Origin of the sequence: Micromonospora sp. CA-263727, from assembly GCF_050942455.1 — a bacterium.
Lineage (GTDB): Bacteria > Actinomycetota > Actinomycetes > Mycobacteriales > Micromonosporaceae > Micromonospora.
In genome coordinates this window covers 1,767,564-1,779,878 of sequence record NZ_CP192031.1, presented here as the reverse complement: position 1 = coordinate 1,779,878, position 12,315 = coordinate 1,767,564, and the positions used below count along the sequence as shown (strand labels likewise).

At 73.8% G+C, this 12,315-nt stretch carries 13 protein-coding genes and 1 pseudogene; 3 read left to right on the top strand and 11 right to left on the bottom strand.

The window, feature by feature from the left end; translation table 11 throughout:
- Positions 1 to 10: 10 nt before the first annotated feature.
- On the bottom strand, positions 11 to 895 hold the full coding sequence (gene truB, locus ACQPYA_RS08145) for a tRNA pseudouridine(55) synthase TruB (protein ID WP_433532015.1): 885 nt from the start codon (positions 893 to 895) through the stop codon (positions 11 to 13).
- A 183-nt stretch (positions 896 to 1,078) separates the two neighbouring features.
- On the opposite strand from truB, the gene ACQPYA_RS08140 reads away from it, so the two are divergent.
- Positions 1,079 to 1,360, top strand: a complete 282-nt coding sequence (locus ACQPYA_RS08140; protein WP_433533422.1) for a hypothetical protein — start codon at positions 1,079 to 1,081, stop codon at positions 1,358 to 1,360.
- Here ACQPYA_RS08140 and ACQPYA_RS08135 read toward each other — a convergent pair whose 3' ends face one another.
- From ACQPYA_RS08135 to rimP, 10 genes and pseudogenes are all read right to left on the bottom strand, one after another.
- The gene (locus ACQPYA_RS08135; protein WP_433532014.1) at positions 1,361 to 2,710 is read right to left on the bottom strand and encodes an MATE family efflux transporter; all 1,350 of its coding nucleotides are present in this window, start codon (positions 2,708 to 2,710) and stop codon (positions 1,361 to 1,363) included.
- 520 nt (positions 2,711 to 3,230) lie between these two features.
- Entirely contained in the window at positions 3,231 to 3,440 is a 210-nt protein-coding gene (locus ACQPYA_RS08130) for a DUF6186 family protein (RefSeq protein ID WP_433533421.1), read from the bottom strand.
- On the bottom strand, positions 3,440 to 3,847 hold the full coding sequence (locus ACQPYA_RS08125; RefSeq protein ID WP_433533420.1) for a hypothetical protein: 408 nt from the start codon (positions 3,845 to 3,847) through the stop codon (positions 3,440 to 3,442). The genes ACQPYA_RS08130 and ACQPYA_RS08125 overlap by 1 nt, the downstream gene beginning before the upstream one ends.
- A 66-nt stretch (positions 3,848 to 3,913) precedes the next feature.
- Positions 3,914 to 4,951, bottom strand: coding sequence for a DHH family phosphoesterase (locus ACQPYA_RS08120; RefSeq protein ID WP_433533419.1), 1,038 nt, complete (start codon positions 4,949 to 4,951; stop codon positions 3,914 to 3,916).
- 95 nt (positions 4,952 to 5,046) lie between these two features.
- The gene (gene rbfA, locus ACQPYA_RS08115) at positions 5,047 to 5,520 is read right to left on the bottom strand and encodes a 30S ribosome-binding factor RbfA (protein ID WP_433532013.1); all 474 of its coding nucleotides are present in this window, start codon (positions 5,518 to 5,520) and stop codon (positions 5,047 to 5,049) included.
- A 142-nt stretch (positions 5,521 to 5,662) separates the two neighbouring features.
- The gene (locus ACQPYA_RS08110) at positions 5,663 to 5,956 is read right to left on the bottom strand and encodes a DUF503 domain-containing protein (protein WP_433533418.1); all 294 of its coding nucleotides are present in this window, start codon (positions 5,954 to 5,956) and stop codon (positions 5,663 to 5,665) included.
- Between the two features lie 90 nt (positions 5,957 to 6,046).
- Entirely contained in the window at positions 6,047 to 9,046 is a 3,000-nt protein-coding gene (gene infB, locus ACQPYA_RS08105) for a translation initiation factor IF-2 (protein WP_433532012.1), read from the bottom strand.
- Positions 9,047 to 9,139: 93 nt separating this feature from the next.
- A pseudogene (locus tag ACQPYA_RS08100) lies at positions 9,140 to 9,470 on the bottom strand (YlxR family protein).
- A 16-nt stretch (positions 9,471 to 9,486) separates the two neighbouring features.
- Positions 9,487 to 10,530, bottom strand: a complete 1,044-nt coding sequence (gene nusA, locus ACQPYA_RS08095) for a transcription termination factor NusA (RefSeq protein ID WP_433532011.1) — start codon at positions 10,528 to 10,530, stop codon at positions 9,487 to 9,489.
- Positions 10,527 to 11,180: a ribosome maturation factor RimP gene (gene rimP, locus ACQPYA_RS08090; protein ID WP_433532010.1), complete on the bottom strand. Its 654-nt coding sequence runs from the start codon at positions 11,178 to 11,180 to the stop codon at positions 10,527 to 10,529. Before rimP ends, nusA begins: the two co-directional genes overlap by 4 nt.
- Before the next feature lie 220 nt (positions 11,181 to 11,400).
- Between rimP and ACQPYA_RS08085 the strand changes: the two genes are divergently transcribed.
- Together ACQPYA_RS08085 and ACQPYA_RS08080 are read left to right on the top strand one after the other, a co-directional pair.
- Complete coding sequence (locus ACQPYA_RS08085) at positions 11,401 to 11,868, top strand: hypothetical protein (RefSeq protein ID WP_433533417.1); 468 nt, start codon at positions 11,401 to 11,403, stop codon at positions 11,866 to 11,868.
- Complete coding sequence (locus ACQPYA_RS08080) at positions 11,865 to 12,311, top strand: ferritin-like domain-containing protein (protein WP_433532009.1); 447 nt, start codon at positions 11,865 to 11,867, stop codon at positions 12,309 to 12,311. Before ACQPYA_RS08085 ends, ACQPYA_RS08080 begins: the two co-directional genes overlap by 4 nt.
- The last annotated feature ends 4 nt before the right edge of the window (positions 12,312 to 12,315 follow it).

Below are 12,315 nucleotides of genomic sequence, written 5' to 3'. Positions count from 1 at the left end.
CCCTGGCTGCTCAGGCCGGGGCGAGCACGATCTCCGCACGGGCCCGGCCGGCCCGCTCGCTGACGATAGCGATCAGCCCACCGGCCGGATCGAAGACCGCGTACGGCCCGGTCCGGCCGACCGCCTCCAGCGGGCCGCCGTGGGAGAGCACCCGCGCCTCGTCGGCCGTGGCGTCGCGGCGCGGGAAGAACCGCTCGGCGGCGGCGGCGAGCGGCAGGTCGACCAGGTCGGGCGCGCGCCGCTCCAGTTCGTCGAGGGTGGCGGCCTCGGCCAGGGTGAAACCCCCCACCGCGCTCCGCCGCAGCGCGGTCAGGTGCCCGCCGACCCGCAGCGCCAGGCCCGCGTCCCGGGCGATGGCCCGGATGTACGTGCCGGTCGAGCAGGCCACCTCGACGTCGACGTCGACCACGTCCGGCTGCTCGCGCCGGATCGCCAGCACGTCCAGCCGGGACACGGTGACCCGCCGGGCCGGCAGCTCGACGCTCTCCCCCTCACGCACCCGCTTGTACGCCCGCTGCCCATCGACCTTGATGGCGCTGACCGCGCTGGGCACCTGGTCGATCTCCCCGGTGAGCGCGGCCAGCGCCGCCCGGATCGCCTCGTCGGTGAGCGTGCCGGCGGGCGTGGTGGTGATCACGTCGCCCTCCGCGTCGTCGGTGACGGTGGCCTGGCCGAGCCGGAGCGTGGCGGTGTAGCTCTTGCCCGCGCCGATCACGTAGGTCAGCAGCCGGGTGGCCCGGCCCACGCCGATCACCAGCACCCCGGTGGCCATCGGGTCGAGCGTGCCGCCGTGACCCACCCGCCGGGTACGCGCGAGCCGGCGAACCCGCGCCACCACGTCGTGCGACGTCATGCCGCCCGGTTTGTCCACCACGATCAGACCGTCTCCGCTCACGACGTGCAAGCCTGCCAGACCCGTCCGGGCGACCGGGCACCGGACGTGCGGCCGGAAAAACGGGATGTGTCGTGGCGGCACCCTGCCACGATGGGCTCGTCGGCGTCGATGGACGCCCTGCTCGCGAACCACGGGGAGAACGAGATGACGACCAGCGGCCAACCCTCGGGCGCCCGACCGCCGATGGAGCCGGTACGCCTCCACACGCCCGACCCGCGACCCGCGTTGCCCGACTGGATGCTCGACCCGCCTCCGGCGCGGCGCACCCTGGGCGACCGGGTGGCCGGCGGCCTCGCCGCCCTGCCCGGCGCCGGTTGGCTGCGCCGTCGCTGGTGGGCCTGGCAGCAGCGGCAGCGCCTCTACCAACGCTTCCCGAACACCGTCAAGATCGGTGCCATGCTGATCTCCTTCGTGGTGATCCTGGCCATGGTGATGTTCGCCTACGGCCTCTACAGCCAGGCATGATCAGGCGGTGACGCCGGCGCGAGGCTCGGTCCGCACCGCGCCGGTCACCGCCCAGGCGCCGGTACGCAGCCGCAGCAGCAGGGCCACCAGGCGGATCACGACGAACAGCATCAGGCCGGCCCAGATGCCGCCGAGGCCGAGGTCGAAGGCGTAGGCGAGCCAGATCGCCGGCAGGAATCCACCCAGCACGCCGACCACCGTCAGGTTGCGCAGGTAACGGATGTCACCCGCGCCGATCAGCACGCCGTCGAGCGCGAACACCACCCCGGCCAGGGGCAGCATCGCGACGAACCAGGGCCAGGCCACCAGCGCCTGCTCGCGTACCGCCGGGTCGGAGCTGAACCAGCCCGGCACGACGCCGGCGCCGGCCGCCGCCAGCAGGGCGAACGCCGTGCCACAGGCCGCGCCGAGCCGGCCGATCCGCCGGGCCAGCGCGCGGGCCCCCGCCTCGTCAGCGGCACCGAGCGCGGCCCCGACCAGCGCCTGCGCGGCGATGGCCAGCGCGTCGAGTACCAGCGCCGCGAAGAACCAGAGCTGCACGGCGATCTGGTGGGCACCGACCGCGGCGGCACCGAACCGCGCGGCGACCGCCGTCGCGGAGAGGAAGCTGGCCTGGAAGGCCACCCCCCGGATGAGCAGGTCGCGGCTGAGCACCAGTTGCTGGCCGATGACCCGCGGACGCGGGCGCAGCGCCACCCGCTCGGCCACCAGGGCGGCGGCGAAGAGTACCCCGGAGAGGGTCTGCGCGATCACGTTCGCCACCGCCGAGCCGATCAGCCCCATGCCCACCGGGTAGACCAGCACCGGGCAGAGCACCGCGGAGAGCAAATTGGGGCCGACCACGAAGGCCAGCGGCCGGCGGGTGTCCTGCACGCCACGCAGCCAGCCGTTGCCGGCTGCGGCGAGCAGCAGCCCGGGTGCGCCGAACGCGGCGACCCGCAGCCACTCGGCGGCGGCGACGCCGACCTCACCACCTCCGGCCAGCGCTCCGGCCAGTGCGCCACCGCCGAACTGCATGCCGACCAGGACCAGCACCCCGACCCCGAGGGCCAGCCAGGACGCCTGCACGCCCTCGGCCACCGCGGCGGCCCGGTCGCCGGCGCCGAAGCGGCGGGCCGCCCGGCCGGTCGTGCCGTAGGCGACCACGGTGCCCAACCAGGCGGTCAGGGTCATCACGGTGCCGCCGACCGCCACCGCGGCCAACGGGACCCGGCCCAGATGGCCGACGACCGCGGTGTCGACGAGGACGTAGAGCGGCTCGGCGGCCAGGACCACGAGGGCCGGCAGGGCGAGCGCGGCGATCCGGCGCGGCGAGGCGACCCGGTCGGTGCTGACGATGGGCTGGCTCATCGCCGCCGATGGTGACACGCGAATAGTAAGGGGAGCAAGCTGGTGCGCTACTTACCGCCGGGCGCTGCCGGGCGGGTGGGGAGGCCGACGACAGCGGGCGACCTGGCCGGCGGTGACGCCGTACGCGCGGGACGGCTCGGCGTCACCGCCGGTCGGGCACGGTCACTGACGGGTGTCCATGGAGGTCTGCAGGGCGCGGCGGGCCTGCTCGCGGGCCTCGTCGGTGGTCTCGGGCTTGGGCTTGGCGGGCATGAAGGACCCCTTCCAGGGCGCGCGCCGTCAGGCGCGACGGGGCGTCACGGGCGTTGTTACGAGGCGCCCGGCACCTGCTCCGGGGTCACCGCAGCGGTGGGTGGGCGACGTGCTGGCCCGGGTCGGTCGACCCTGGAGGGAAGCGGCGCCGGGTATGGCTCCGCCGCCCCTGGCCTGCGCCAGAACGCAGCGCCGGCCGTTTCCCAAGTTATCGTTCAGGTCCACATGGTGCGCGCTGTTCCCGCCATTTGGACACGTCGGGCTCCCATCACCGGGCCAGGAAGTGCCAGCCGACCCACCACCAGAAGCCGAACAACCCGATCCGGCCCACCGGGACCGGGCCCACCTCGTACCGCATCACGTAGGCACAGACCTCGCCGAGGGTCGGTATCCGCGAACCCTCCCGCCGGGCCAGCCACTCGACCAGACCGAACAGCGCCAACCCGACCAGGAAGCCACCGATCGCCAGCGACCGCATCATCGCCGCACCAACCCCCAGAACGCCGACAGCCACACCAGCCAGCCGGCGGAGCGGACCAGGCGGTCCTCCAACAGCGGGTCGGCCAGCAGCGAGAAGGTGGGAAAATCGTCACCGGCCGCCGCGATGAAGGTGGCCCCCTCGAAGACCCCGAAGACCACCACCGGCAGCGCCCACCAGACCGCACCCGAGCCCAACCGCTGCGGCGCCGGACGGGCCTGCACCCGTTTGGTCAGACCCAGCCAGATCAGCACCCCGCCGGTGCCGAAGACGTAGAGGTTCGCCTCCGTCGAGAAGGACGGAAAGCGACCGCCGACCAGCGAGAGGGCGACGAGCACCGGTACGCAGACGACCGGACGCTCCCAGGTGCGAGGGGCCTCGACGGTGAGATCGTGGGGCTGCTCCATCATCCGATTCTGCCCGCCCTGTCCAGGTCGCCGAAACGTCAACACTCCCCGGAGCCGACCCTGAAATCACCCCTGCGGGTCGACGCCGCCCGCCGCCGGAACGGCCAGCTCGGCCCGGATCCGGTCGACCACCTCGTCGACCGTGCCACGGCTGGTGAACCCGGCGGCCAGCCGGTGCCCGCCGCCGCCCAGCGCGACGGCCACCCGGCTGACATCCATGGCACCCTTGCTGCGCAGGGAGACCGCCCACTCGTCCGGCCCGGTCTGCTTGACCACACAGCTCACGTCGGCCTCGGCGGTGCACCGGACCGGGTCGATCAGGGCCTCCAGCACGTACGGCCGCTGCTCGTGCCGGGCCAGGTCGTCCAGGGTCGCGTAGGTCCAGACCAGGCCGTGCCCGCCGGCCGCGGCCGGCTCCAGCCGGGCCCGACCGAGCACCTCGCCGAAGAGCCGCACCGCGCCGAACGGGCGACTGTCGAAGACCCGCCGGGAGATCTCCCCCGGGCGGATCCCGGTGGCCAGCAGGCGGGCCGCCATCTCGTGCACCGCCGGGGTCGTCGCGTCGAACCGGAACGAGCCGGTGTCGGTGCTCAACGCCACGTACAGGCACTCGGCGATGCCGGCGTCCAGCGGCACGCCGAGCCGGGCCAGCAGTTCCTCCGCGACCACCGAGGTCGCCGCCGCGGCCGGGTCGACCAGGTTGACGTCGCCGAAGCCGGCGTTGGAGGCGTGGTGGTCGAGCACCAGCGCCGTCCCGGCGCGGGTCAGCCGGTCGGCCAGGTCGCCGAGCCGCGAATCGCTGGCCGCGTCGAAGCAGATGACCAGGTCCGGCTGCGGGTCGGCATCGGCCGCCGGCACCAGCAGCTCCAGGCCGGGCAGGCCACGGAAGGGTTCGGGCACCTCCGGCGGGCCGGGGAAGGTCGCCTGCATCCGGCGTACGCCGAGCCGGCGCAGCCCGAGCCCGAAGCCGAGCATGCTGCCGAGCGCGTCGCCGTCCGGGTTGACGTGGCAGATCAGCAGCACCCGGCCGTCGGGCGGCAGCTGACGCACGGCGGCCACCGCGGCGGCCCAGTCGGCCTCGGACGGGCCGGTCGGGGCCGACAGGCCTGCGCCGGCCTGCGCCGGCTGGCCAACGACCCCGGCCGAAGCCAGCGCGGCGGCCGGGGCCTTCTCGGACAGGGCCCCACCGGAGTGGGCGGTCACCGCCGTTCCCCGCCCCGGGCCTCGTCGGCCTCGCCCTCCTCGGGCTCCGCGTCCTCCTCGATCCGGTACGGCTGGGCGTCGCCGGCGTACTCGGCCTTGGCGGCGATGCGCTGCACCTCGGCGTCGGCGTTGCGGGCCGCCGCGAGCAGGTCGTCGATGTGCTTGACCTGATCCTGCACGTCGTCCAGGACGAAGGTCAGGGTCGGCGAGTGGCGCAGCCCGAGCGCCTTGCCGACCGTGCTGCGCAGCATGCCCTTGGCGCTGTCGAGCGCGGCGGCGGTGCCCGCCTGGGCCGCCGCGTCGCCGAGCACGGTGTAGAAGACCGTGGCGTCGCGCAGGTCGGCGGTTATCCGGGCGTCCGTGATCGTGATCATGCCGAGCCGTGGATCCTTGATCTGGCTTCGCACCACCGAAGCGACCAGTTCCCGCACCCGCTCCGCGTGCCGGCGTACCTTGGCCGGATCCGTCATCTCCGCCACCTCCACGGCGTCCCGCTACCGCCCGGGACCGGCGACACCGACGTCACCGGGGCCCGGACCGGCCCCAACACCTCGAACCCTACCTGCGCCACGCGGGCCGCCGCGCGGGGCGGCCGGTGGCGCCCCACCCCGGTCAGTCGTCCTCGCCGTGCAGCCGACGGCGCACCGACAGCAGCTCGACCTCCGGACGGCCGGCCACCAGGCGTTCGCACGAGTCGAGCACCTCGCGGGCGTGCGCCGCCTCGGCGGCCACCACCGCCACTCCTATCTCCGTTCGCCCGTGCAGGTCGAGCGCACCCACCTCGGCGGCCGACACCTCGAAGCGGCGCAGCGCCGCCACGATCGGCCGTACGTATGATCTCTTGGCCTTCAGCGACCGGGAGTCGCCCGGCATCAGCAGGTCGAATACTGCGGTTGCGGTGTACATCGCTGCGGACACTACCCGCACCCCACCCCACATGATCAAGGGGTTTACGCCGGTCGGCGTAAACCCCTTGACCAGTGCGTCACCGCAGGATCAGGCGCGAACCTTCTCCCGCATCTCGAAGGTCTCGATCACGTCGCCGACCTGGACGTTGTTGTAACCACCCAGAGTCAGACCGCACTCGAAGCCCTCCCGGACCTCCGTCGCGTCGTCCTTGAACCGCTTGAGCGAGCTGATGGTGAGGTTGTCCGCCACCACCGTGCCGTCGCGCAGCAGGCGCGCCTTGGCGTTGCGCCGGATGACGCCCGACCGGACGATGCAGCCGGAGATGTTGCCGATCTTGGACGAGCGGAACACGTCGCGGATCTCCGCGGTGCCGAGCTCGACCTCCTCGTACTCCGGCTTGAGCAGGCCCTTGAGCGCCGCCTCGATCTCCTCGATGGCCTGGTAGATGACGGTGTAGTACCGGATCTCCACGCCCTCGCGGTCGGCCATCTCGCGGACCTTGTTGGAGGCCCGCACGTTGAAGCCGATGATCGTGACCGGCTCGGACGAGGCGCTCGCGAGCATGACGTTGCTCTCGGTGATCGCGCCGACGCCCCGGTCGAGGACCTTGAGCTGGACCTCCTCGGGAATGTCGAGGTTGAACAGCGCGTCCTCCAGGGCCTCCACGGAACCGGAGACATCGCCCTTGAGGATGAGGTTGAGCGACGTCTTCTCGCCCTCCTTGAGCTGCTCCATGAGCGTCTCAAGGGTGGCCCGGCCACGGGAGTTGGCGAACGCCGCCGCCCGCCGCCGCGCCTGCCGCTGCTCGGCGATCTGCCGCACCGTGCGGTCGTCCGCCGCGGCGAGGAAGGTGTCGCCCGCGCCCGGCACCGCGGTCAGGCCGAGGACCATGACCGGACGCGCCGGACCGGCCTCGGAGACCTGGTTGCCGTTCTCGTCGAGCATCGCCCGGACCCGGCCGTGCGCCCCGCCGGCGACGATCGAGTCGCCCGCCCGCAGGGTGCCCTTCTGCACCAGCACCGTCGCCACCGCGCCGCGACCCTTGTCCAGGTGCGCCTCGATGGCCACACCCTGCGCCGGCCCGTCGATCGGAGCGGTCAGCTGCAACGACGCGTCGGCGGTGAGCAGCACCGCTTCGAGGAGGTCCTCGATGCCGATGCCCGGCTTCGCGGCCACGTTGACGAACATGGTGTCGCCGCCGTACTCCTCGGCGACCAGGCCGTACTCGGTCAGCTGCTGGCGGACCTTGTCCGGGTTGGCCTCCGGCTTGTCGACCTTGTTGACCGCGACCACGATCGGCACGTCCGCCGCCTTGGCGTGGTTGAGCGCCTCGATGGTCTGCGGCATCACGCCGTCGTCGGCCGCCACCACCAGGATCACGATGTCCGTCACCTGGGCACCACGGGCACGCATGGCGGTGAACGCCTCGTGACCCGGGGTGTCGATGAAGGTCACCGCGCGGTCCTCGCCCTCGTGCGGAACGTGGACCTGGTAGGCGCCGATGTGCTGGGTGATGCCGCCGGCCTCGCCCGCCACCACGTTCGCCTTGCGGATCGCGTCGAGCAGCTTGGTCTTACCGTGGTCGACGTGACCCATGACGGTCACCACCGGCGCCCGGCTGACCAGACGCTCCTCCGCGACCTCGGCGTCGAGGTCGATGTTGAACTGCGCGAGCAGCTCGCGGTCCTCGTCCTCCGGGCTGACGATCTGCACGTTGAAGCCGAGGTGCTCACCCAGCAGCAGCAGGGTGTCGTCGGAGCAGGACTGGGTCGCGGTGACCATCTCGCCCAGGTTGAACATCTCCTGGACCAGCGAACCCGGGTTGGCGTTGATCTTGTCGGCGAAGTCCGACAGCGAGGCGCCACGGGAGAGCCGGACCGTCTGCCCCTGACCCCGGGGAGCACCCGAGCTCATGGTCGGGGCCGACAGGTTGTCGAACTCCTGTCTGCGCTGCTTCTTGGACTTGCGGCCCCGGGTCGGCTTGCCACCCGGACGCCCGAAGGCGCCCGCGGCGCCGCCGCCACGGCCACGGCCACCGCCACCCGGACGCCCGCCGCCACCGGCCGGCGCGCCCGGACGGAAGCCACCGCCGGCACCGCCGCCGCCACCGGGACCGCCCCGGTAGCCGCCACCGCCACCGCCGGCACCGCCACCGGGACCGCCGCGGTAGCCACCGCCACCGCCGCCACCACCGGGACCGCCGCGGTAGCCACCGCCGCCGCCACCGCCGCCACCCGGACGGCCGGCGCCCCCACCGGGACGACCGGCACCCGGGCCGCCACCCGGGCGACCGGGACGCTGGCTCGGCATCGACGCCGGGCTGGGCCGCGGCGGCATCGAGGCGGGGCTGGGCCGCGGCGGCATCGACGCCGGGCTCGGCCGGGGACCCCCGGCACCGGCGGCCGGCGGCCGCTGCTGCTGGCTGCCCTGGATGCCGAACGGGTTGTTACCGGCGCCACGCGCCGGCGGGCGACCCTGCCGGCCACCCGGACCCGGGTTGGGTCCACCGGGCCGACCCGCGGCCGGGGAACCCGGGCGGGGCGGCATGGTGCCGGGGCCAGGTCGGGGACCCGAGCGGGCCCCACCCTCGGCCGGCGGCTCCCGGCGGACGTTCTCGCGCTGCTGCTGGCGGGCGGCCTGCGCGGCCTTGACCGCGGCCTCCTGCTCGGCCTTCAGCGCTGCGGCACGCGCCTCGGCGGCGGCCACCTCGATGTCGTGGGCACTCGCCGGCTTGGCGACCGGAGCCGCCGACGGCGGCGGACCGGGCACCGGAGCCTTCGGCTTCGGACCGGGCACCGCGGCCGGACGCCGGGGCGGCGTCGGCTTGGCGGCGATCCGGGGCTCGCCCGGAGTCGGCGTCGGGGTCGGTGGCGCCGCCGGAGCCGGCGCAGCCGGCAGCGCAGCCGACGGGGCACCGGCCCCGCCGGAGGCGACGAATGCGTTACGCAGCCGTCGGGCGACGGGCGCCTCGACGGTGCTCGACGCGGACTTCACGAACTCGCCCATTTCCTTCAGCTTGGCGAGAACGGTCTTGCTTTCGACCCCGAGCTCCTTTGCAAGCTCGTGTACGCGGGCCTTGCCTGCCACTGCACTCCTCACTCCGAGGTCGTGCGGGCAGCACCCGCAGCGACCTCACTCGTGCACTTGAAGCCTGGTCATTTCTGGGACTTCATCGTGTGCTCATGTCGGTCGTCCTACCTTGCTAGCGACCCTCGCCCGGTCGGGTGACCGGACGTGGTGGTTGGCGCGTCAGGTAATCCGCGAGGGCACCGTCATCCGGTGCCCCGGCGACGCGCAGCGCCCGCCCGAAGGCCCGACGCCGCACCGCCTGCGCGAAGCAGGCCGGATCCGGGTGCATGTTCGCTCCCCGACCCGGCATTCTGCGAGCCGGATCGGGTCGGAGGCTGAACCCAGCCTCGTCACCGACCGCGACAATCCGCAGCAGTTCACTGGCCGGCGCACGCCGTCGGCAACCCACACAGGTGCGCTCCGGCCGCGCGCGTCGTACCACTGCTGGAAGTCTACCCCTAGCTGCCCGAGACCGCTCCGCCCGGCTCCCGGACGTGATCAGCCCCGGACCGGCTGCCCGGACCCGCCTGTTCGGCATCGGAGCGGATGTCGATCCGCCAACCGGTCAACCGGGCAGCAAGCCGGGCATTCTGCCCCTCCCGCCCGATCGCGAGCGAAAGCTGGAAGTCCGGGACGGTGACCCGGGCCGCGCGGTTGGCCAGGTCGACCACCTCGACCCGGAGCGCCTTGGCCGGCGAGAGCGCGTTGCCCACAAAGCTCGCCGGATCGTCCGACCAGTCGATGATGTCGATCTTCTCACCGTGCAGTTCGCTCATCACCGCCCGGACCCGCTGCCCCATCGGGCCGATGCAGGCCCCCTTGGCGTTCACGCCCGGTGCGGTGGAACGCACCGCGATCTTCGTACGGTGACCCGCCTCACGCGCGATCGCGCTGATCTCGACCGTGCCGTCGGCGATCTCCGGCACCTCCAGGGCGAAGAGCTTCTTCACCAGGTTGGGGTGCGTGCGGGACAACGTGATCTGGGGGCCGCGCATTCCCTTGGCCACGTGCACCACGACGCAGCGGATCCGCTCGCCGTGGGTGTACCGCTCGCCGGGCACCTGCTCGGACTGGGGCAGCACGCCCTCCAGCTTGCCCAGGTCGACGGTGACGATGCCCTTCTCGGCCCGTGCCTCGTGCGCCTGCACCACCCCGGTCACCAGGTCGCCGTCCCGACCGACGTACTCGCCGAAGTGCACCTCGTCGGTGGCCTCCCGGAGTCGCTGGAGGATCACCTGCTTGGCGGTCATGGCGGCGATCCGGCCGAAGTCGTGCGGAGTGTCGTCCCACTCCCGCACCACGGCGCCCTCGGGGCTCACCTCCTGGGCGTAGACCAGGGCCACGCCGGTCTTGCGGTCGATCTCCACCCGGGCGTGCGCCTGGGCACCCTCGGTGTGCCGGTACGCGGTCAGCAGCGCGGTCTCGATCGCTGCGAGGATCGTGTCGAACGGGATCTCCCGCTCGCGCTCAAGTGCGCGCAGCGCCGCGAGGTCGATGTTCACCTCTCCTCGTCCTCCACATCGTCAAAGTCATCGTCGTCGACGTCTTCTGAATCGGGCAGTTCGTCGAGCCGACTGAACTCGACCTGCACCCGGCCCGGACCGAGATCGGCGTAGCCCACCTCGGCGCGGTCCTCGTCGGTCTCCAGCACCACGCGCTCCTCGTCGGCGGCGACCACCCGCCCGGTGAGCTGCCGGTCGCCCGCCGGTCGCCCGCCCGGCTCGGCCGCCGCGCCCCGGACGGTCACCCGGACCAGCCGGCCGACGTTGCGCCGCCAGTGCCGGGGCAGGGTCAGCGGGCGGTCCACGCCCGGGGAGCTGACCTCCAGCTGGTACTCCCCGGCGACGATGTCACCGGCGCGCTCCTCGGCCGCGTCCAGCGCCGCGGAGACCGCCCGGGAGACGTCGGCCACCGCGTCCAGGTTGATCCCGCCGTCGGCGTCGACTATGACGCGTACCACGTGCCGGCGGCCGGCCCGGGAGACGGAGAGATCCTCCAGGTCGTAGCCGGCGCCCTCGACCACCGGCGCGATCACCGCGCGCAGCCGCTCCCGGCGGGCGGTGAGGTCACCACGGGAAACCTGGCCGCCTCGCGGAGCCGGGCCGCCACGGGGACGCCCCGTCGTTCTGGTGGCACGGCCACGCTGCGTCATCTCCGGACCCCTCCGCTGCTCGCCGGCACAGCATGCCGGCACGCCACCGGTGCGGACGCGCCGGTGGCTGCGCAGAGCGTAACGCGCCGGCCGGAGGAGGGCCCGAGCGGCGCACCGACGCCACCGCCGTACAACCGCGCCGGCGATGGTGTTGACTTGTCCGGTGGCGATGGGCAGAACGACTCGGCGGGACGGATCGTCCGAGCTTTCCCGGCGCGCGGTGCTGCGGGCCGGCACCCTGCTGGCGCTCGGCGGAGCCGCCGGGCCGCTGACCGGTTGTGGTCTCTTCGACCGCGACGAGGATCCACCGGAGCCGGACCCGCTCGCGCCCCTGCTCGACGAGTCGCTGAGCCTCGCGGCGGGGCTGCGGGCGACCGCCGCCGCCCACCCCGACCTGACGCTCCGGCTCATCCCGCTGGCCGAGTCGCACGAGGCGCACGCCACCGAACTCGCCCGGGTCACCGGCAGCGCGATCCCGACCGGCAGCGCCGCCCCGTCCGGCCCGGCGGCGTCGCCGTCCGGCGCGCCGCCGGTCGATCAGCCCGCCGCGCTGGCCGCGCTGCGGCAGGCCGAGCGCGCCGGACGGGAGTCGGCGAAGACCGCCTGTGCGGCAGCGCCGGCCGAGCGCGCCGCGCTGCTCGGCTCGATCGCCGCCGCACGCGCCACCCACCTGGAGGCCCTGCGATGAGCGAGCGGCAACCAACCAGTCCGGAGGACGCACTCGGCGGTGCGTTGACCGCCGAGTACGCCGCCATCTGGGCCTACGGCCCGATCGGGGTACGCCTCACCGGCGCCGAACGCAAGGCCGCCGCCGACGCGGAGGCCGCGCACCGGGGACGGCGGGACGCCCTGGTGGTCCAGCTGAGCACCGCCGGTGGCACCGTCCCGCCGGACCGGGCCGGTTACACCCTGCCCTTCGCGGTGACCGACCGGGCCAGCGCGCTGCGGCTGGCGGTGGAGGTGGAGGAGCGGGCGGCCACGTTCTGGCGGGCGGTGTTGCCGGCCAGCACCGGCGCCGAACGGGACCGCGCCCTGGCCGCCCTGGTCGAGTACGCGGTGCGGGCCACCCGCTGGCGGCGCAGCGCCGGAACCACCCCGCTGACCGTGCCGTTCCCGGGCCGCCCCGGCTGAGAGA

Coding starts and splice junctions, on each gene's coding strand:
- ACQPYA_RS08140 (WP_433533422.1), top strand. CDS start 1,079: ATGGAGCCGGTACGCCTCCACACGCCCGACCCGCGACCCGCGTTGCCC.
- ACQPYA_RS08135 (WP_433532014.1), bottom strand. CDS start 2,710: ATGAGCCAGCCCATCGTCAGCACCGACCGGGTCGCCTCGCCGCGCCGG.
- ACQPYA_RS08130 (WP_433533421.1), bottom strand. CDS start 3,440: ATGCGGTCGCTGGCGATCGGTGGCTTCCTGGTCGGGTTGGCGCTGTTC.
- ACQPYA_RS08125 (WP_433533420.1), bottom strand. CDS start 3,847: ATGGAGCAGCCCCACGATCTCACCGTCGAGGCCCCTCGCACCTGGGAG.
- rbfA (WP_433532013.1), bottom strand. CDS start 5,520: ATGACGGATCCGGCCAAGGTACGCCGGCACGCGGAGCGGGTGCGGGAA.
- ACQPYA_RS08110 (WP_433533418.1), bottom strand. CDS start 5,956: ATGTACACCGCAACCGCAGTATTCGACCTGCTGATGCCGGGCGACTCC.
- rimP (WP_433532010.1), bottom strand. CDS start 11,180: ATGACGCAGCGTGGCCGTGCCACCAGAACGACGGGGCGTCCCCGTGGC.
- ACQPYA_RS08080 (WP_433532009.1), top strand. CDS start 11,865: ATGAGCGAGCGGCAACCAACCAGTCCGGAGGACGCACTCGGCGGTGCG.